At 73.5% G+C, this 18,582-nt stretch carries 18 protein-coding genes; 11 read left to right on the top strand and 7 right to left on the bottom strand.

Annotation, left to right across the window (positions count from 1 at the left end; all coding sequences use genetic code 11):
- Positions 1 to 811: 811 nt before the first annotated feature.
- Positions 812 to 3,418, bottom strand: a complete 2,607-nt coding sequence (locus OE229_RS11575; RefSeq protein WP_262138123.1) for an ATP-dependent Clp protease ATP-binding subunit — start codon at positions 3,416 to 3,418, stop codon at positions 812 to 814.
- A 96-nt stretch (positions 3,419 to 3,514) separates the two neighbouring features.
- Positions 3,515 to 4,000 carry a Cys-tRNA(Pro) deacylase gene (ybaK, locus tag OE229_RS11570; RefSeq protein ID WP_262138122.1) on the bottom strand — a complete coding sequence of 162 codons (486 nt, stop codon included), beginning with the start codon at positions 3,998 to 4,000 and terminating at the stop codon, positions 3,515 to 3,517.
- 66 nt (positions 4,001 to 4,066) lie between these two features.
- Between ybaK and OE229_RS11565 the strand changes: the two genes are divergently transcribed.
- Both OE229_RS11565 and OE229_RS11560 read left to right on the top strand, forming a co-directional pair.
- Entirely contained in the window at positions 4,067 to 4,360 is a 294-nt protein-coding gene (locus OE229_RS11565) for a hypothetical protein (protein WP_182065001.1), read from the top strand.
- 61 nt (positions 4,361 to 4,421) lie between these two features.
- The gene (locus OE229_RS11560) at positions 4,422 to 5,159 is read left to right on the top strand and encodes a YidC/Oxa1 family membrane protein insertase (RefSeq protein WP_262138121.1); all 738 of its coding nucleotides are present in this window, start codon (positions 4,422 to 4,424) and stop codon (positions 5,157 to 5,159) included.
- On the opposite strand, the gene OE229_RS11555 is transcribed toward OE229_RS11560, so the two are convergent.
- A complete protein-coding gene (locus tag OE229_RS11555) occupies positions 5,156 to 5,371 on the bottom strand; it encodes a hypothetical protein (protein ID WP_027465592.1) in 216 nt (71 codons plus the stop codon). The two genes, OE229_RS11560 and OE229_RS11555, sit on opposite strands and share 4 nt — an antisense overlap.
- 417 nt (positions 5,372 to 5,788) lie before the next feature.
- Between OE229_RS11555 and OE229_RS11550 the strand changes: the two genes are divergently transcribed.
- A complete protein-coding gene (locus OE229_RS11550; RefSeq protein WP_262138119.1) occupies positions 5,789 to 6,394 on the top strand; it encodes a hypothetical protein in 606 nt (201 codons plus the stop codon).
- Between the two features lie 229 nt (positions 6,395 to 6,623).
- A complete protein-coding gene (locus OE229_RS11545) occupies positions 6,624 to 7,985 on the top strand; it encodes an MFS transporter (RefSeq protein ID WP_259577842.1) in 1,362 nt (453 codons plus the stop codon).
- 384 nt (positions 7,986 to 8,369) lie between these two features.
- Here the strand turns inward: OE229_RS11545 and OE229_RS11540 are convergent, their stop codons facing one another.
- Positions 8,370 to 8,834, bottom strand: a complete 465-nt coding sequence (locus tag OE229_RS11540) for an NUDIX domain-containing protein (RefSeq protein ID WP_262138118.1) — start codon at positions 8,832 to 8,834, stop codon at positions 8,370 to 8,372.
- A gap of 175 nt (positions 8,835 to 9,009) precedes the next feature.
- On the opposite strand from OE229_RS11540, the gene OE229_RS11535 reads away from it, so the two are divergent.
- The gene (locus OE229_RS11535; protein WP_262138116.1) at positions 9,010 to 9,879 is read left to right on the top strand and encodes a universal stress protein; all 870 of its coding nucleotides are present in this window, start codon (positions 9,010 to 9,012) and stop codon (positions 9,877 to 9,879) included.
- On the opposite strand, the gene OE229_RS11530 is transcribed toward OE229_RS11535, so the two are convergent.
- The 3 genes from OE229_RS11530 to OE229_RS11520 form a co-directional block, all read right to left on the bottom strand.
- Positions 9,836 to 10,792 carry an SGNH/GDSL hydrolase family protein gene (locus OE229_RS11530; protein WP_262138114.1) on the bottom strand — a complete coding sequence of 319 codons (957 nt, stop codon included), beginning with the start codon at positions 10,790 to 10,792 and terminating at the stop codon, positions 9,836 to 9,838. The two genes, OE229_RS11535 and OE229_RS11530, sit on opposite strands and share 44 nt — an antisense overlap.
- Before the next feature lie 185 nt (positions 10,793 to 10,977).
- Complete coding sequence (locus tag OE229_RS11525; protein WP_209134416.1) at positions 10,978 to 11,334, bottom strand: PRC-barrel domain-containing protein; 357 nt, start codon at positions 11,332 to 11,334, stop codon at positions 10,978 to 10,980.
- Between the two features lie 50 nt (positions 11,335 to 11,384).
- Complete coding sequence (locus OE229_RS11520) at positions 11,385 to 12,368, bottom strand: glycosyltransferase family 9 protein (RefSeq protein WP_262138113.1); 984 nt, start codon at positions 12,366 to 12,368, stop codon at positions 11,385 to 11,387.
- Between the two features lie 100 nt (positions 12,369 to 12,468).
- On the opposite strand from OE229_RS11520, the gene OE229_RS11515 reads away from it, so the two are divergent.
- From OE229_RS11515 to OE229_RS11490, 6 genes are all read left to right on the top strand, one after another.
- Positions 12,469 to 13,026 (top strand): D-glycero-alpha-D-manno-heptose-1,7-bisphosphate 7-phosphatase, encoded by a 558-nt coding sequence (locus OE229_RS11515; RefSeq protein WP_262138112.1) that lies wholly within the window; start codon positions 12,469 to 12,471, stop codon positions 13,024 to 13,026.
- A complete protein-coding gene (locus OE229_RS11510) occupies positions 13,023 to 14,102 on the top strand; it encodes a glycosyltransferase family 9 protein (RefSeq protein ID WP_262138110.1) in 1,080 nt (359 codons plus the stop codon). Before OE229_RS11515 ends, OE229_RS11510 begins: the two co-directional genes overlap by 4 nt.
- An 87-nt stretch (positions 14,103 to 14,189) precedes the next feature.
- Positions 14,190 to 15,191, top strand: a complete 1,002-nt coding sequence (locus tag OE229_RS11505) for a glycosyltransferase (RefSeq protein ID WP_259577836.1) — start codon at positions 14,190 to 14,192, stop codon at positions 15,189 to 15,191.
- Entirely contained in the window at positions 15,188 to 16,516 is a 1,329-nt protein-coding gene (locus tag OE229_RS11500; protein WP_259577835.1) for a glycosyltransferase, read from the top strand. The genes OE229_RS11505 and OE229_RS11500 overlap by 4 nt, the downstream gene beginning before the upstream one ends.
- A complete protein-coding gene (locus OE229_RS11495; protein ID WP_110859969.1) occupies positions 16,513 to 17,136 on the top strand; it encodes a D-sedoheptulose-7-phosphate isomerase in 624 nt (207 codons plus the stop codon). Before OE229_RS11500 ends, OE229_RS11495 begins: the two co-directional genes overlap by 4 nt.
- Complete coding sequence (locus tag OE229_RS11490) at positions 17,133 to 18,566, top strand: PfkB family carbohydrate kinase (protein ID WP_259577832.1); 1,434 nt, start codon at positions 17,133 to 17,135, stop codon at positions 18,564 to 18,566. Before OE229_RS11495 ends, OE229_RS11490 begins: the two co-directional genes overlap by 4 nt.
- Positions 18,567 to 18,582 lie beyond the last annotated feature (16 nt).

The following is an 18,582-nucleotide window of genomic DNA, read 5'->3' as shown; positions in this document are numbered from 1 at the left end:
CACGGCAGAGCTGCCCGGGTGTCGGGCAGACGAATCCGCCCGGGTTGCGGGCAGCAGGAATTGATTGCGTGAGAATGCATTCCGGGATGGTCCGGAAATGTTCGGACAACGATCGCGGAATGCTCGACGACACCGAGAGCGTCACACTGTCCACCGACATTCTTCCGGCGTCGTCCGCGCAGATCGGGCGGCACGTGTCAACGAGCCGTCGAGCCGTTCAGCGGATGAACGAACCGGTGCTGCGCGGGCCTGATCGGCTCAGCGCACGGTGCCCGGAGGCACGGGTGTCAGGAGAGTGGGACGCTCCGGGTCAGCGGACGCGGAACGGGGTACCGACGCGTCCTCGGATTCCACGGAACGGAGTGGTTGCGGAGATCATCATGGTCGGCCCCCTTTCGGTCTCGAGCTGGCGGAGTCGTCCGGGTCGAATGTTCGACCGTTCGCGACGAGTGAACACTATCGGCACCGCAATTCGGAGCGCAACCCCTTTTCCGGAAAACATCCGGAATTGCATTCCCGAACAGGGTGATCACGGTGCGAGGTTGGTGTTCTCGTGGCGACGAGCAGGCTGCGTGCCGAGTTCCCGTCGTGCTCCGGCGCCGGGCCTCCCGGCTGCACCGTGCGCCGCCGGCGGACCGGTGGCAGCCTGCGCGCTCGGTGCCGGATCGCAGGCGCGCACGGTGCGAGAAACCTCGCACCGTGTGACGGAGCATGCACGGTGCGCGGCGGCGGCGCGCACCGCGGCGGTCCGCGCACGCCGAAGGCCCGGTACCGAATCGGTACCGGGCCCTCGTCTGCGTGTGCGACCGGACTAGACCGCCGCGTGTTCCGCGACGCTCGCCGTCAGGGAGTCGCCCTCGACGTCGATCCGCACGCTGTCACCCGCGGCGACCCCACCCTCGACCACCAGGGTCGCGATGCGGTCGTCGACCTCGCGCTGGATGAGCCGACGGAGCGGGCGGGCGCCGTACTCCGGCTCGTACCCGTTCTCGGCGAGCCAGTCGACCGCCGCGTCGGACACCGACAGGAGCATGTCCTGTGCGACCAGCCGGAGCGCCGTGTCCTGCAGCAGCAGCGACACGATCGACGCGATCTGGGACCGGTCGAGCTTGCGGAACAGCACGATCTCGTCGATGCGGTTGATGAACTCGGGCCGCATCGCCTCGCGCAGCTTGCCCATCACGCGGGCCCGCAGGTCGTCTTCGGCGTAGCCCTCCGTCGCACCGACCGGGGAGAACCCGAGCGCTCCCGAGCGGGAGGCCAGGAACTCCGAGCCGATGTTCGACGTCATGATGACCACGGTGTTCCGGAAGTCGACCGTCCGCCCCTGCCCGTCGGTGAGCCGGCCGTCGTCGAGGACCTGCAGCAGCAGGTTGAAGACGTCCGGGTGGGCCTTCTCGACCTCGTCGAGCAGGATCACCGAGTACGGGTTGCGACGGACACGCTCGGTGAGCTGGCCGGCCTCGTCGTAGCCGACGTACCCGGGAGGGGCACCGACCAGGCGGGAGACGGTGTGGCGTTCGCCGAACTCGCTCATGTCGAAGCGGAGCATGGCGGACTCGTCACCGAACAGCGACGACGCCAGGGCCTTCGCGAGTTCGGTCTTGCCGACACCCGTCGGGCCGAGGAACAGGAAACTGCCCACCGGACGACGCGGGTCGCCCATGCCGGTCCGGCTGCGCCGTACCGCCTTGGCGATCGCCCGCACGGCGTCGTCCTGGCCGACGACGCGGTCGTGCAGCTCGGACTCGAGCGCTGCGAGCCGCGTCTTGTCGGCCGAGCCGAGGCGGGTCACCGGGATCCCGGTGGCACGTGACACCACGGCGGCGATGTCGGCCTCCGTGATCGACGTGTCCGCGGATTCCTGACGGGAGGGGCGGGTTGCGTCCGCCGACGAGGCGGCGGTGATCCGGGCCTCCAGTCCGACGATCTCGTCACGCAGGTCGGACGCTTCCTCGTAGTGCTCCTCGGCGACCGCGCGGTCCTTGCGGGCCGTCAGGTCGGCGACCTGGGCACGCAGTGCCTCGACGTCGACGTCGCCCGACAGGGCGAGGCGACGGCGTGCACCGGCCTGGTCGATGAGGTCGATGGCCTTGTCCGGCAGGTGCCGGTCGGTCACGTAGCGGTGCGAGAGCTCGACGGCGGCGCGGAGTGCCTCGGGCGTGTAGGCGACGCCGTGGTGCTCCTCGTAGCGCGGGGCGAGGCCGGTCAGGATCGCGACGGCGTCCTCGACGGTCGGCTCCCCCACCGTGACGGGCTGGAACCGGCGCTCGAGCGCGGCGTCCTTCTCGATCCGGCGGTACTCGTTGAGTGTCGTCGCGCCGACCAGGTGCAGGTCGCCGCGGGCGAGCCGGGGCTTGAGGATGTTGCCGGCGTCCATCGAGCCGCCCTCGCCGCCGCCACCGGCGCCGACGACGGTGTGGAGCTCGTCGACGAAGACGATGAGCTCGTCGGCGTGCGCCGCGATCTCGTCCATCGCCTTGGTGAGGCGCTCCTCGAAGTCGCCGCGGTAGCGGGTGCCGGAGAGCATGCCGGGCAGGTCGAGCGCGACGACCCGCTTGCCCTGCAGCAGGGCGGGGACGTCACCGTCGACGATGCGCTGGGCGAGGCCCTCGACGATCGCGGTCTTGCCCACGCCGGGCTCACCGATCAGCACCGGGTTGTTCTTGGTACGACGGAGCAGGATCTCGACGGTCTGCTCGATCTCGTCGGCGCGGCCGATCACCGGGTCGACGTGCCCGTCACGGGCGCGCTCGGTGAGGTCGGTGCCGAACTGGTCGAGCGTCGGGGTGTCGCTGTCGGTGGCCTGGTCGGTACCGACGGCATCGGGTGTTCCGGGCATGGGGCGCCCCTCTCTCGCGGCGGCGGCAGCCTGTGCCGCGTAGTCCTGCATGACCTGCGGGGTGATCCCGGCGCTGGCGAGCAGCTGGCCGGTCACGGTCTCCTGGTCCATCACGAGCGCGAAGAAGACGTGCTCGGGGTCGGTGTAGGTGCTGCCGAAGCCCCGCGCTGCCTGCGTCGCCTCGACGAGGATGCGCTGGGCGGTGCCGGTCAGTGCCGGGCGTCCGGTCTGCTCGGCCAGCGGCTCGTGCGCCATCGGCAGGCGCTGCTCGATCTCCTCGGCGAGTCGCTGAGGGTCGACCCCGGCGGAACGCACGACGGCGTCGAACGGTTCGGTGCGGACGAGCACCTGCAGGATGTGCAGTGCGTCGATCTCGCGCTGCCCCTGCGCGACCGCGTACTCGGCGGTGTGCTGGAGCAGCTCGTGGGTCCGGCGGCTGAGCAGCCGGGTGATGTCGACCGGTCGACCGAACGCGCGGACGCGCTGCTGGTCACCGGTGCGCTGTGCCGCGAGCAGGCGGGCGAGGAACTCGTCGAACGAGTCGTTGCTACCGGTCGGGCCGAACGTCTCTGGCAAAGGGACCTCCTGGAGAACTTGAGTGCCTTCGACTCAATGCAACGCAGGAGGGCCCGGGTCATTCCCGGGTGCCGAAAAAACTTGCGGCGACCCGACTCAGGTCCGCGCGATGGGTGCTGCGACCGCCTGGGTGATCCGCGCGAGGTCCGTCGGTGCCACCTCGACGTCGAAGCCTCGACGTCCGCCGGACACGAAGATGCTCGCGTACGACAGCGCCGACTCGTCGAGCACGGTGCGGAGCCGGGTCTTCTGGCCGACCGGGCTGATCCCGCCGACCACGTAGCCCGTGCGCTTCTCGGCGAGGGCGGGATCGGCCAGCGTCGCCTTCTTGCCCCCGACGGCTGCGGCGATCGCCTTGAGGTCGAGCCGGTTCGCCACCGGCACGATCGCGACGGCGAGGGTGCCGTCGACGGAGACGACGAGGGTCTTGAAGACCTGCTCCTCGCGCAGCCCGAGGGCGGCGGCCGCCTCTTCTCCGAAGTTGGTGGCGCTCTCGTGGTGCTCGTACACATGCGGCGTGTACGGGACCCCGGCCGCCTCGAGCGCGACGGTCGCTGGGGTGCTCGGCGAACCTGCGGTCATGCCGTGATCCTCCCCCGCCGCACCTTCCGGTCCTCGACGGCACGCGGGCGTTACGCTGAACGGACCATGACCGCCGTCCTGCTGCTGCTCCGCGCCACCGCCGCGCTGGTGCTCGGCGACCCGGCCGCCGGGGTGCTGCCTCTGCTGGCCGTTGCGGCACTCGGGCTGACCGCGGTCGCCGTGGCCGTCGTCGTCGCCCGGCTGCTCGTCGCGGTGCTGGCAGCCGTCCTCGGGGTCGGATCGGCGTCCGTGTCGGACCGGTCGGCGGTACCCGACCTGGTCACCCGGATCGGGTGGAGCCACCCCGACGCCGACGGCCACGTCCGCTCACGGGCACCGGGGGTCGCGACCCCGGCCTGACCACCGACCGGTGGCCGGGCCGCTCGCGCACCCCGCTGACCCACCACCGATCGGAACCGTCATGGACCTGTCCACCCTGCCCCTCATCGGCCCGCTGCTGCACGGCGGCGCGGACCTCGTCACCGCCCTCACCGCGGCGCTCTCCCCCGTCGCCGGCTCGTTCGCCGCGGCGATCGCCGTCGTGCTCCTCACCCTGGCCGTCCGCCTGGTGCTCGTCCCGCTGTCCGTGCTGCAGGTGCGGGCCGAGCGGGACCGCCGGCGCCTCGCACCACAGCTCGCGGCGCTGCGGAAGCGGTACGGCCGCGACACCCAGCGCCTGCAGCGAGCGGTGCAGCAGCTGTACACCGACGAGAAGGTCTCGCCGCTGGCCGGCTGCCTGCCCGTCCTGGCGCAGGCGCCCGTCGTGTCGCTCGTCTACGCCCTGTTCACGCACGCCTCGATCGGCGGCACCACGAACGCCCTGCTGGAGGCGACGCTCGTCGGGGTCCCGCTCGGCCACTCGCTCGTCGTCACCCTGACGACGCCGCTGTGGGTGCACGCCTGGGTGGTGCTGGTCCTGCTGGCGGTGCTGGCGGTCGTCGTCGAGCTCAGCCGCCGGTCGAACGCCCACTGGAACCCGGTGCCGGCACCGGAACCGGGCGTCCCCGGCGCCGCCGCGACCGCCGCCGTGGGTCGGTACGTGCCGTTCGTCACGGTCGTGTTCGCGGCGATCGCACCGCTGGCCGCCGCGCTCTACGTCGTGACGAGTGCGACCTGGACGTACGGCGAACGCGCCGTGCTGCGACGCGTGGTCCGCTAGCCGCCCTGGCCCTCCTGCTGCGGTCCCTGGTCGACCGGGTCGTACTCGGTACCGCGGCCCTGCTCCTCGTCGGCGGTCGGCACGTGACGTTCCGTGCCGGCGCCGCCGGGGCTGGTCGCGACGTAGTCGGCCTCGCCGGACTGGGTGTCGTGGCTCAGCGGTTCGAGGGTCTCGGCGTCGGCGTCGTGCTGCGGCATGGGATCGGTGCTCATGCACCACCCCTACTCCCTCGTTCTGGGTGCGCGCGCACGGCTCGGCGGTGCCACGATGGACCTGTCCACGCGACCGGCAGAGCGGGAGTGCGCATGGCCCACGACGACGTGGCAGCGGAACGGGCACGGCTCGAGGCCGTCGCCTGGGGAGCAGGATCGAGCCCGGCGGACGCGGCGCGCGCCCGGATCGCGCTGCAGGACCTGGAACGCGGACGACGACCCCGCGTGCGTGCGGGGTCGACGGCGCGGGATCCACTGCCGGGAGGCCCGGGTCCGGTCCGGACGTCGGTCCCGTCCGCGACGCGATCGGATCCAGGGCCCGTCCCGGTGCCGGTGCCGGTTCCCGTGTCCTCGCCCGCTGACGCGGCGGTTGTGTCCTCGCCCGCCGGTCCGGCGGCGGTGCCGACTGGAGCCGACGTGTCGGAGGCGACCGACGGCGGTGGGGACGACCACGTCTCCGACGCGAGGGGCGGCGGCGGGGACGAGCCGGGCCTCCAGGCCGAGCCGACCGGACGGACCCGGTGGCGTCGGTGGCTGTGGACGGAACGGCCACGGGCCTGGATCGCGGGCGGCGCGGCTGCGGCGGTGGGCGTCGCGTTCGCCGCCGGGACCCTCGTCGGGACCGCGCGACCGGACGTCGCGGCGGCACCGAGCGTCACGCCGACGGCGGGGACGATCACGCTCGAACAGCTGCTCGACGTCCCGCAGACGTACGCCGACCAGCTGCCGGGGCCGGTCGCTGCCCCGGTGAGTCTCCACACGACGCGACTGGTCTTCACGAACCGGGCGCTCGACGGCGGGACCGCCGAGACGCCCTGGAACGTCTGGGCCGGCATCGGGACGGACCGGTCGACGATCTGCCTGGTGGCGACGGCGGACCGCATCGAGTCGTCGACGGCGTGCTTCCCGCGGCAGGCGGCGCTGCACGGATCGGTGTCGATGTCGGCGCAGTCCAGGAGCGGCACGTTGACGATCGAGCTGCGCGGCGGCGGGGTCCAGGGGCGCGTGACGAACGAGTACTGAGCGGCGACGGCGTAGCTGAGTGTTTCGTTGGAGCGCTCCGATGTTTTTGCTGGATGCCCTCGCGAGAGCCGTTCCGTCGTGCAACACTGGATGAGCGCACTCGTCGTGGAGTCGTACCCACATCATCCACATCCGCCAGCGAGCGCGCCCCGCAGACCCTCCCGGTCACCGCCGTCAGAACGATCGGCATCGTCGCGCGCTCCACCGTGCCTCGGAGGAGGTCAGCAGCGTGTCCACCAACACCACCACCTCGGCCGTGTCGACCCACACGCGGCCGATCACCGTCACCAGTCAGTCCATCGTCGGCATCGCCGTGCTCGGACTGGCCACGTTCTTCGCCATCACCACCGAGCTCATGCCCGTCGGGCTGCTCGGCACGATGAGCGCCGACCTCGGCGTGACCGAGGCCACCATGGGCATCGTCATCACCGTGTACGCCGCGGCCGTCGCGCTCCTCGCGCTGCCGCTCACCGCGTTCACCGCGAAGCTGCCCCGCAAGACCGTGCTCGTCGCCACGCTCGTCGGCTACACCGTGTCGAACCTGATGGTCGCGCTCGCGCCGTCGTTCGCCGTGGTCTGCGCCGGACGCGTCGTCGGCGGCATCGCGCACGCGCTGTTCTTCTCGGTCGCCTCGGCGTACGCCACCCGGATCGTGCCGCCGCGGCTGGCCGGCCGGGCGATCGCCTTCGTGTACTCGGGCAGCTCGCTCGGGTTCGTGCTCGGCGTGCCGGTTGCGACCTGGGTCGCGCAGCACATCGGCTGGCGCCAGGCCGTGTTCTCCGTCGGTGTCGCAGCGGCGGCACTCGCGGTCGTCGCCCTGCTGTTCCTGCCCGCCGTCCGCGGTGCCTCGTCGCCGCACATCGGGTCGCCGAAGGCCTGGGCGCGCACCGGACTGCTGTCCGTCGTGATCGCCGACATGCTCCTGTTCGGCGGGCACTACGTCGTCTACACCTACATCGGGCCGTACGCGATCGACGCCGGGCTCGACGCCGGCATGGTCAGCGGTGCGCTGCTCGTGCTCGGTGGCACCGGTGTCGTCGGGCTCTGGCTCGCCGGCATGTTCGTCGACCGTGCGCCCCGGCAGACGCTGATCGCCTCGGTCGCCGTGATGGCCGTGGCCTTCGCGACGATGCCGTTCGTGCACGGCTCCCTGATCGGGACGATGGTCGTCGCGGGCGTCTGGATGGCCGCGAACGGCACGACCGGCACGCTCTTCATGGCCGCGGCGATCCGTGCCGGGGGCGTCTCCCCCGACATCGCCGGCGCGCTGGTCAACGGGGCGTCGAACATCGGCATCGCCGGCGGGGCGGCGTTCGGTGGGCAGGCCCTCGGGATCGTCGGGCTGCAGTACCTGCCGTTCGCCGGTGCCGCGGTGCTGGTCGGGGCGCTCGGGGTCGTCGTGCTGGCGCGCCGTGGGTTCCCGGTGCACACGCACACGCAGGAGCACCTGTCGACCTCGTCCATCGAGGCCATCACGTCGTCGCTCGCGGTCGTCACCACGTCGGTGCCGGTCGTCGGGCGGGCGATCCAGACGGTCACGGGGTCGATCGGCGTCGCCACGGGTTCGGTGCGGCGGCCGCGGACGCGCTAGGGGCTGCACGAGCGCCGGCGCGGATCACGGGCGCGGTCGCCGAGTGGTCAGGACATGCCGTCGGCAGGGCGCCGGGGTCGCACGAACTGTCGTTTGCGAGCTCGTCTGGCGACGGTTCGTGACCCCTCGGCGTACGCGGGCGGCGTGTCGTGCGACCTCCGCCTCCGCCCGCCACGCCCGCCGCTCGGTCAGTCCTGCAGGTGGTCCGTGCGGCGGCGGTTGCGCACCAGCGGGCGCGGCTCGTGTCCGGGGCACGACACGAGCAAGACGGTCCAGCCGAGCGGTCACGACCTGCCGCGCGCCGATCCCCGAGGGGCCGAGAAGTGTCGCTTGCAGGGCCGCCGGACGACAGTTCGTGACCCCGCGACAAAATCGAACGGCGCGTCAAGGACGGAGCGCGACCAGGGCGTCGAGCGCCGCGACCTGCCCGGCCACCACCAGCTCCCGCGCGTGGTCGAGGCCGACCCACCGTGCGTCGTCCACCTCGGGCACCTCGACGAACCGCCCCGACCCGCGCGGCAGCTCGAGCCGCACGGTGTTGCTCCGCACGGTGCCGAGCGAGAACGCCGACGCCTCGGCCGCGAAGACCCGCACGCGCTTGCCCGACGCCTGCCGGAACTCCCCCAGGTCGGTGACGTCGGCGGCGGTCACCGGGGCGGGCACGCCGATCTCCTCGGCGAACTCGCGCAGCGCGGCGCCGACCGGCTCCTCGCCCGCCTCGACCAGCCCCTTCGGGATCGACCAGGCACGCGCCCGGTTCCGCCAGAACGGCCCGCCCATGTGCGCGAGGAAGACCTCGGGCCCGGACGGACCGGTCCGGTGCAGCAACAGTCCGGCGCTCACGACCACGCCCCGAGACTACGCAGACCCGGCCGGGAGGCCCGGATCACCACACGCGCGCCACGTACCACCCGACGCGCCCGGCCCCACCGCCGGTTCCCCACGTCCCGCCGGGAGTACCGTGTGGCGCACGGAGCGCCGTGTGACGCCCCCGGAGGACCTGCGATGGAGGAGGCCGATCGGGATGGACGAACGATGGACGACGGTGACGCTGGCCGCGGACGCCGCGATGCCGCACGACGAGGCGCTGCGGTGGATCGTCGCCCGCGCGGACAGCGGGATCGAGCGGGTCCGGATCATCGGCGCCGACCCGGCGATCGAGGGCCCCGGACCCGTCGCCGACCGCCTCGCCGAGGCCGCTCGCGCAGCCCTGCCCGGAGCCACCGTCGAGGTGCACCGGCACGCCGGGCCGTTCGCCACCGCCCTGGTCGAGGAGTCGGACGGCGGCGACCTGCTGGTGATCGGGACGTTCCGGAGCCGACGGGGTTCGACCGCCGGCGGCGATCCGGCGCGCGTGGCGATCCACGCGGCCGTGCCGACCGTGGTCGTCCCCGAGGGCCCGCACCCGATCGACGGCGACGTGGTGTTGGCCGTCGAGGAACCGATCGACGAACGGGCCGTCTCGATCGCCGTCACCGAAGCCGTCCGGCTGCACCGGCGACTGACGCTGCTCCGGGCGTGGGAGATGCCCGTGCTGACCCGGACCGGGCTCACCGACTTCGCCGAGGACCCCCTGCGGTGGCGCGCCCGGAACGCCGAACTGCTGCAGCGGGTCACCGAGGACCTGACCGCGCGGTTCCCGGCGGTACGCGTCCGGCCACTGCTCGTGGAGGGACACCCGGGGCACGCCATCGCGTCGCGCACGCGGCGGGCGTCGCTCGTGGTGCTCGGACGGGGACACGTGCGGGTGCTCTCGGGCGCACTGCTCCACGACGTGGTGCGTGAGACGGCGGCACCGGTCTGCGTCGTCCCACCGGCGGCCCACGCGGACACCGCGGGGTCCGGACGGGTCAGCCGGCGAGTTCCCGGATCGCGTCGGCCATCTGGTCGGTGAGGTACGCGACACCGCGGCCGTTGGGGTGCAGGGCGCCGGCCTGCAGATCGATGCGCCGCAGGTCGCTCGAGCCGGTGAGGCTGACGCCTGCGACGTAGCGCTCGTCCGCCGGGGCGCAGGCCGAGTGGGCCTCGGTGCGTTCGAGGACGTCGACGAACCGCACCCCGGCGGCGTCGGCGGCGGACGCGGACACCGCATCGAGCTCCTCCTGCACGCCGTGCAGGTACGCCACGTCGTCGTCGGTGAAGGGGAAGGTGTCCGAGGGGAACGACCCGGCGAGCGTGCCGAGGTCGAGCGCCGATCGGAAGCAGCCCTTCGCCGGGGTGTGCTCGGCGTCCGGGAAGATCGCCGGGTACCCGAGGAACACGACGACGGCGTTCGGCGCGGCCCGTTGCACCGCTGCGAGGGTGTCGGCGATGCCGAGCGCGACCCGCGACTGGATCTTCACGCTGAGCTGGTCCTCACCGTCCTGCACGAGCGTGCTCCTGCACGACGGCGCGTCACGTCCGGAGAACACCGGGCCGTCGGCCGAGATCGCCAGGCACGACGCGGCCGTGCCGAACAGGTCCGCGTCGTTGCCGCCGATGGTCAGGGTCACGAGCCGAGTGCGCGAGGACAGCGACTCGATCTGCGGGGGGACGCCCTTGAACTGGTGTCCGGTCGTGACGTCCTCGCTGGTGGCGCCCGCACACGTGACGTCGGTCAGGTCGAGGCCGAAGCGCGCCGCGAGCCGGTGCGGGTAGTCACGGGCGGACTGCACGCACGCGCTCGTGGGCAGCCGGGTCCGGTCGCCGAGCCCGTAGCCGGCCGAGTACGAGTCACCGAGGGCGACGTACTCGCTGCCCGGCGGGAGGTCGGCGAGCGATACGGTCGGGTCGTCCGGCACCGGGTAGGGCTGCGGGACGGGCCACATCGGCGCGGCCGACGCGGCCCCCACCGGCCCCGGAGCCGCGACACCCCCCACCACGAGCCCGACGACGGCGACGGTCGCCAGGGCAGCGAGCAGCGTCGTACGGGCTGTGCGGAGCAGTTGCGGCCTCCGGGCGGGTGCGGCGGATCGGTCGGTCGGACCGGGAGGGTCGGTGGGGCGTGACGGGCTCAGCGGCGTCCGAGTCGGCGTTCGCCACCGCTGCCGGTGCGGTACTCCAGCCCGTAGTGCTGGAACAGCTCGGGCTCGGTCGCTGCGTCGAGCTCGCCGTCGGTCGGGATCGACGGGGCGTCCTTGACGAGCTTCTTCGGGAACGTCACACGCAGGTGCTTCGGGGCGACGGTGGCGCCGAACAGCGGCACGAAGACGAGCTTCTGGAACCCGACCACGCCGGTGGTCAGGGCACCGAACGCCGGCTCGGACGTGGCGGTGTCGTAGTAGATGCTCTCGAGCGTGCCGACCTTGTCGTCGGCCTCGTCGACGACGGGCAGACCGATCCAGTCACGGATGTTCGCGGCTTCGAACACGAAGGACTCCCTCCGAGCATCCGGCAGGTCCGGGTGGCTCTCGGTCGACGCTACCGCCCGGCCGCCTGAGCGGTCACCCGGAGCCGGTCCACCGCGGCCAGGACGTCGTCCGCGGTCACGGCCAGGATCGCCGGGTCCGGGTCCTCGGCGAAGACGTCGCCGCGACGGACCGAGGCGTCGGTGAGCACGATGTGCGGGCCGGTCGACGGCGGGCCCCACGCCTCGGGCGGTGCCGGGCCGAACAGCACCACCGAGGGCACCCCGTAGGCGGTCGCCAGGTGCGCAGCGCCGGTGTCGACCGTGACGACGAGCCGCGCCGCGGCGATCACCGCGGCGAAGGCCTGCAGGTCCAGGGTGCCGGCCAGCACCGCCTCCGGCGCCAGACCGGCCGCGTCGGCGACGGCACGGGCACGCACGACGTCGTCCGAGCCTCCCGTCAGGACCACGTCGGCACCGCGCTCCTGCAGTCCGCGCACCACGTCGGCGAAGCGGTCCGTCGGCCAGTGCCGCGCACCGTGGAAGGCACCCACGTGCACGACGGCCGCGTCGGCGACCACCGGCGGCTCGGCGGGGCGGTCGATGTGCACCTCGGTCGCGTCCGCCTGGATGCCGTGCCACGTCAGCAGGTCCGCCCAGCGGTCGCGCTCGTGCACGTCGTCGGGCCACTCCGGGCCTTCGTAGCCGTGGGTCGGGTCGGCGTGGCCGATGACCCGCCGCGGGCCGAGCGCGGCGACGAGGTCCGAGGACTCCGGGCCGGCGCCGTGCAGGTTGACGGCGACGTCCACCGCACCGTCCGGCACCGCGATCGGGTGGTCGAGACCGTGCTGGGCCAGGTGCACGTCCACCGCCGGGACGAGCTCGACGACCGGTGCCAGCCATGCCGTGGTGGCCAGGGTGATGCGGTGGTCGGGGAAGGCGCGGCGGAGCGCGTGCAGTGCGGGGACGGCGACGAGCAGGTCGCCGAGCTTGATGGCACGGAGGACGAGCAGTTCCGGGCGTCCGTCGGGGTCGGGCAGGTTCTCGAGGGCGGTCACCGCCGCGACGGTAGACCCGGCACGCTGACGGTCCTGCCGAGAACGCGCTCCGCGGCTCTTCCTGGGGCGGTCCCCGGCCGTCGACCGGTAATCAGGGAGCATGGCCCTCGCACCGGACCGCGTCATCCGCGGTCTGCTCTTCGACCGCGACGACACCCTCGTGGTGGACGTCCCGTACAACGCCGACCCGCACCTGGTCGTCCCCGTCCCCGGTGCCCGCCGCGCCCTCGACCGGGCGCGTGCCGCCGGGTTGCGGCTCGGTGTCGTCACGAACCAGTCGGTGATCGCGAAGGGCATGGCCACGCGCGAACAGGTCGACGCCACCAACGCCCGGGTCGACGAGCTCGTCGGCCCGTTCGACGTGTGGTGCGTCTGCCCGCACGACGCCGGTGACGACTGCGCCTGCCGGAAGCCCCGGCCCGGGATGGTCCTCGACGCCGCCGAGCGGCTCGGCATCCCGCCGGAGTCGATCGTCGTCGTCGGTGACATCGGCGCCGACGTGCAGGCCGCCCGGAACGCCGGCGCGCAGGGGATCCTCGTGCCCACCCCGCGCACCCGCCGTCAGGAGATCGACGAGGCCGACACCGTCGCCGCGGACCTGGACGAGGCCGTCACCCTGGTGCTCGAGCACGTCGGCAGCGTGGCGGACCGGGCGTGAGCGCCGGTCGGCGCGTCCTCGTCGCCCGACTCGACTCCTTCGGCGACGTCCTGGTCGCCGGACCGGCGGTGCGCGCCGTCGCCGCCGGTGCCGCGCACGTGACGATGCTCTGCGGACCGCAGGGGGCGCCGGCCGCCGACCTGCTGCCCGGTATCGACCGGGTGCGGGTGTGGGCGGCACCGTGGGTCACTGAGACCGCACGCCCGATCGACGACCCCCTGCTCGCCGAGTTCCGCGCGCTGGTCGCCGAGGAACAGCCCGACGAGGCCGTCGTCCTGACGTCCTTCCACCAGTCGCCCCTGCCCCTCGCGCTCCTCCTGCGCCTGGCCGGGGTCCCCCGGGTCTCCGGGGCCTCGGTCGACCATCCCGGGTCCCTGCTCGACGTGCGGCTGCGCCCCGGCGAGGACCTGCCCGAGGACCTCCCCGAGCCCGAGCGCGCGCTGCGGATCGCCGAGGCGGCCGGGTTCCGGCTGCCGCCGGACGACGACGGGAGGCTCGCGGTACGGCACGACGCCGTCCTGCCCCCGCCCGTGGCCGGCCTCGACCGCTACGTGGTCGTCCACCCCGGAGCCAGCGTCCCGGCACGGTCGTGGCCGGAGGCCCACCACCGTGCGCTCGTCGCCGCCTACGCCGAGCGCGGCGTGCCCGTCGTCGTCACCGGCTCCCCCGGCGAACGCGCGCTGACCGCGGTCGTGGCGGGCGACAGCGGCATCGACCTCGGCGGCCGCACCAGCCCCGCCGAACTCGCGGCCGTCCTCGCCGGCGCCGAGGTCGTCGTCGTCGGGAACACCGGTCCGGCCCACCTCGCCGCCGCCGTCGGGGCGCCCATCGTGAGTCTGTTCTCGCCCGTCGTCCCCGCCGTGAAGTGGGCGCCGTACGCCCCGCTGGTCGAACTGCTCGGCGACCAGGCCGCCCCGTGCCGGCTCAGCCGCGCTCGCGAGTGCCCGGTCCCCGGCCACCCGTGCCTGTCCGGAGTGCGCATCGAGGACGTCCTGGACGCCCACGAACGGCTCCTCGACCGCGTTTCGCGGACTGATCGGAGAAGTCTGCGGAGCGGCTCAGAAGGCGCTGCGTAGCGTGCGCCACTGCTTCTCCTGCTCCTCCTCCTGCTGCTCCGGCAGCGGCGGGGAGCGACCCCATCGACACCGACCGGAAGGCCCTGCATGCGGATCCTCGTGTGGCACGTGCACGGCGGCTGGATGGACGCCTTCGTCCGCGGCCCCCACGAGTACCTCATCCCGACCACCCCGGCTCGCGACGCCTGGGGACTCGGCCGTGGCGGGCGCGACTGGCCGGAGACCGCGATCGAGATCGACCCGGCCGACGTCGCCGAGGCCGAGGTCGACGTGGTCGTCCTGCAGCGCACCGAGGAGCTCGAGGAAGCCCGCCGTCTGCTCGGTGGCCGCGACGTACCGATCGTCTTCGTGGAGCACAACGCCCCGCGGGTCGACGTGCCGAACAGCCTGCACCCGATGCGCGACCGCGACGACCTGACGATCGCGCACGTGACGCACTGGAACGCCCTGATGTGGGACTGCGGCACCACGCGGGCCACCGTCGTCGAGCACGGCGTCGTCGACCCCGGCCCGCTCTACACCGGTGCGCTCGAACGTCTCGGCGTCGTCATCAACGAACCCGTCCGGCGCAACCGTGTCGTCGGCACCGACCTGCTCCCCCGCTTCGCCGAGGTCGCCCCGGTCGACGTCTGGGGCATCGGCTCCGAACGGCTGCCGGAGCTCGGCTTCGGTGACCGCGTGGTCGCGCAGGGCGACGTCAAGGCTGACCCCATGCACGCGGCGCTGGCCGAGCGGCGGGCCTACGTGCACCCGAACCGCTGGACCTCGCTGGGCCTGTCGCTCATCGAGTCGATGCACATGGCGATGCCGGTCCTGGTGCTCGCGACGACGGACGCGGCCCGCACGGTCCCGGGTGAAGCCGGGGCGATCGCGAGCGACGTCGAGGAGCTGGTGCGGGCCTCCAGGCTGTTGTTGGAGGACCCGGACGAGGCGCGTCGACGGGGAGTCGTGGCGCGGGAGGCCGTGCTCGCACGGCACGCGCTCGGTCGGTTCCTGGCCGACTGGGACGACCTGCTCGGCGACGCCGTCGCGCGCGGTGCGCGACGGAACCGTGCGGCGGGAGCCGCGCTCGAAGGGAGCCTGCGATGAAGATCGCCATGGTGTCCGAGCACGCGAGTCCACTCGCCGTGCTCGGCGGGGTCGACGCCGGTGGGCAGAACGTCCACGTCGCCGAACTGTCCGGTGCGCTGGCCGACCGCGGCCACCACGTGACCGTCTACACGCGGCGCGACGACGCGTCGCAGCCGGTCCGTGTGCCCCTGCGCCCCGGTGTGGACGTCGTGCACGTCGACGCCGGTCCCGCGCGTACCGTGCCGAAGGACGAGCTGTTCCCGTTCATGGGGACGTTCGCGTCGGTGCTCGCCGCCGAGTGGTTCCTCGACCGCCCCGACGTGGTGCACGCGCACTTCTGGATGTCGGGCCACGCCGCTCTCGACGCGGTGACGCAGGTGCAGGCCCGGACCGGTGGGGTGCGGATCCCGGTGGTGCAGACCTTCCACGCCCTGGGTGTCGTGAAGCGCCGGCACCAGGGTGCCGCGGACACCAGCCCGGCCGAGCGCGAGTGGGTCGAACCCGCCGTCGGTCGGAGCGTCGACCAGGTCGTCGCGACGTGCTCGGACGAGGCGTTCGAGCTCAAGGCCCTCGGTGTCCCGCTGCACCGCATCTCCGTGGTGCCGTGCGGCGTCGACGTGTCGCTCTTCCGTCCGGACGGCCCCGTCGAACAGCGCGACCGTCCGCTCCGGGTGCTCACCGCTTCGCGACTCGTGCAGCGGAAGGGCGTCGGGACGACGATCGCCGCACTCGCCGCGCTGGTCGAACAGGGCCGTGACGTCGAGCTCGTCGTCGTGGGCGGGGCCGGTGTCGCCGGTGCCGACCTGGTGGACGACCCCGAGTACCAGCGGCTCGACACCCTGGCCCGGTCGCTCGGCGTGCGCGACCACGTGACGTTCCGTGGGCAGCTCGGGCAGCACGACATGCCGGCCGTCTACCGCAGTGCCGACGTCGTCGTCTGCGCCCCCTGGTACGAGCCGTTCGGCATCGTGCCGCTCGAGGCGATGGCGTGCGGTCGCCCGGTGGTCGCGTCGAGCGTCGGCGGGCTCATCGACACCGTCGTCGAGGACGCCACCGGCCTGCACGTGCCGCCGCGCGACGAGTCCGCGGTCGCCGAGGCCGTCGGCGCACTGCTCGACGACCCGGAGCGCCGCGAGGCGTACGGCCGTGCCGGTCGACAGCGCGCCGAGTCCCGCTACACGTGGCAGAAGGTCGCGGCCGACAGCGAGCGCGTCTACGAGCGCCTGCTCGCCGGCGCGACGTCGTCCGCCAGCACCGCCGGGCCCGCCACCGGCCGCTCGCGCACCACCCACGCCGGCCGGGTCACCCGCGCCGCGCAGTCGACGGAGAGGACCGCACGATGACCATCGACCAGCAGACCGGGCTCGAGGACCGCGCCGTCACCGACAGCGCTCGCGTCGTCGTCGACCACGTCGCGGCGTCGGTCCCCGTGATCGCCTCCCTCGTCGATCACCGGGACCACATCGCCGAGTGGGCGGACGACATCGCCGGACGGCTCGTCGCCGGTCGCCGGCTGCTCGCCGCGGGGAACGGCGGGTCGGCAGCCGAGGCGCAGCACCTGACGTCCGAACTCACCGGCCGCTTCGAGGGCGACCGACCGGCGTACTCGGCCATCTCGCTGCACGCCGAGACCTCCGCCGTGACCGCCATCGGGAACGACTACGGCTACGACCAGGTGTTCGCACGGCAGGTGTCGGCGCACGCCCGGGCTGGCGACGTCCTCGTGCTGCTGTCGACGAGCGGCAAGAGCCCGAACCTGCTGCGGGCCGCCGAGGCCGCCCGTGCCGTGGGTGCCCGTTCCCTCGCGCTGACCGGATCCCGACCGAACCCGCTCGCCGACCTGGTCGACGACGCGATCTGCATCGAGGGGCCGTCCGCCAACGTGCAGGAGGCGCAGCTCGTCCTGGTGCACGCGCTCTGCAAGGCGATGGAGCCGACGCTGCGTCGCGGGGGCCGTCGATGAGCGGGGCTGCTGCGGGCGCTCCGCGTTCCGGTGCTGCCGGTGGCCGTGCCGGCGCCCCGCGCTTCCGCATCGCCGTCGTCGGGGACACCCTGCTCGACGTCGACGTGTCCGGCACGAGCGAGCGCCTGAGCCCGGACGCACCCGTCCCCGTGGTGGACGTCGCCACCGACGACCGCCGCGCCGGTGGCGCCGGACTCGTCGCGACGATGCTCGCCCGCGACGGTCACGACGTCACCCTGGTCACCGTCCTGAGCGACGACGGCCGTGCCCGGGAGATCCGCGACCTGCTCCCCGACGTCACAGTCGTCGCCGGGCCGTCCGGAGTCGCCACCCCCGTGAAGACCCGGGTTCGCGTCGTCGACCATGCCCTCGTCCGGATCGACGAGGGCTGCGCGACCCCGCCCGTGCCCGAGGCCACGGACGCGATGACCGCCGCCCTCGACGGCGTCGACGCGATCGTCGTCGCCGACTACGGCCGCGGGGTCGCCGCTGCCCCGGCACTCCGTGACGCCCTCACCCGTGCGGCTGAGCACCTGCCGGTGGTCTGGGACCCGCACCCCAAGGGCGCCGCCCCCGTCCCCGGCACCACCGTCGCCACCCCGAACGCGGCCGAGGCACGACGCTTCACCGACGTCGAGGGACACGGTGTGCCCTTCGCGACCGTCGCCGCCGCCCAGCTCGTCGAGCAGTGGCGGGCCGGTGCCGTCGCCGTGACGATGGGTGACCGCGGCGCGCTGCTCGCCGATGCCCAGGGCGACAGCCGCTTCGTGCCCGCTCCGTCCGTCAGCGCCGGTGACCCCTGCGGTGCCGGCGACCGGCTCGCCGCGGGCGTCGCCGTCGCGCTGGCGTCCGGCGCGGACGTCCCCGACGCCGTCTCCGCCGGCGTGGTCGCCGCCTCCGAGTACCTGGCCGCAGGCGGCGTCACCGCGCTCTTCGCCGACGACGGTCCCGCGCCGCTCGCCGTGCCCGGGGCCGACCGGGACGCCATGCGCCTGGTGCACGACGTCCGGAGTGCCGGCGGCACCGTCGTCGCGACCGGAGGCTGCTTCGACCTGCTCCACGCCGGGCACGCCCGCACCCTGTCGGCCGCCCGTGCACTCGGCGACTGCCTGGTCGTGTGCCTCAACTCGGACTCGTCGGTCCGCGCACTGAAGGGCCCCGACCGGCCGATCATGACCCAGGACGACCGGGTGGAGCTGCTCCTGGCGCTCGACTGCGTCGACGCCGTCGTGGTGTTCGACGAGTCCACCCCCGACGAGGCCCTGCGCCGCTTCCGCCCGGACGTCTGGGCCAAGGGCGGCGACTACACCGCGAGCGAACTGCCCGAGACGGCGACCCTCGCCGAGTGGGGTGGCCGCGTCGTCACCGTGCCGTTCCACCCGGGCCGCTCGACGACCCGGCTCGCTGCCGCGATCGAACGCGTCGGCTGAGCGTCCGCTCGCCGTT

The sequence above is a fragment of the Curtobacterium poinsettiae genome (genome assembly GCF_025677645.1).
Taxonomy (GTDB): Bacteria; Actinomycetota; Actinomycetes; order Actinomycetales; family Microbacteriaceae; genus Curtobacterium; species Curtobacterium poinsettiae_A.
Note: the sequence above shows the minus strand (reverse complement) of the source record. Positions and strands in the feature narration are given on the sequence as shown.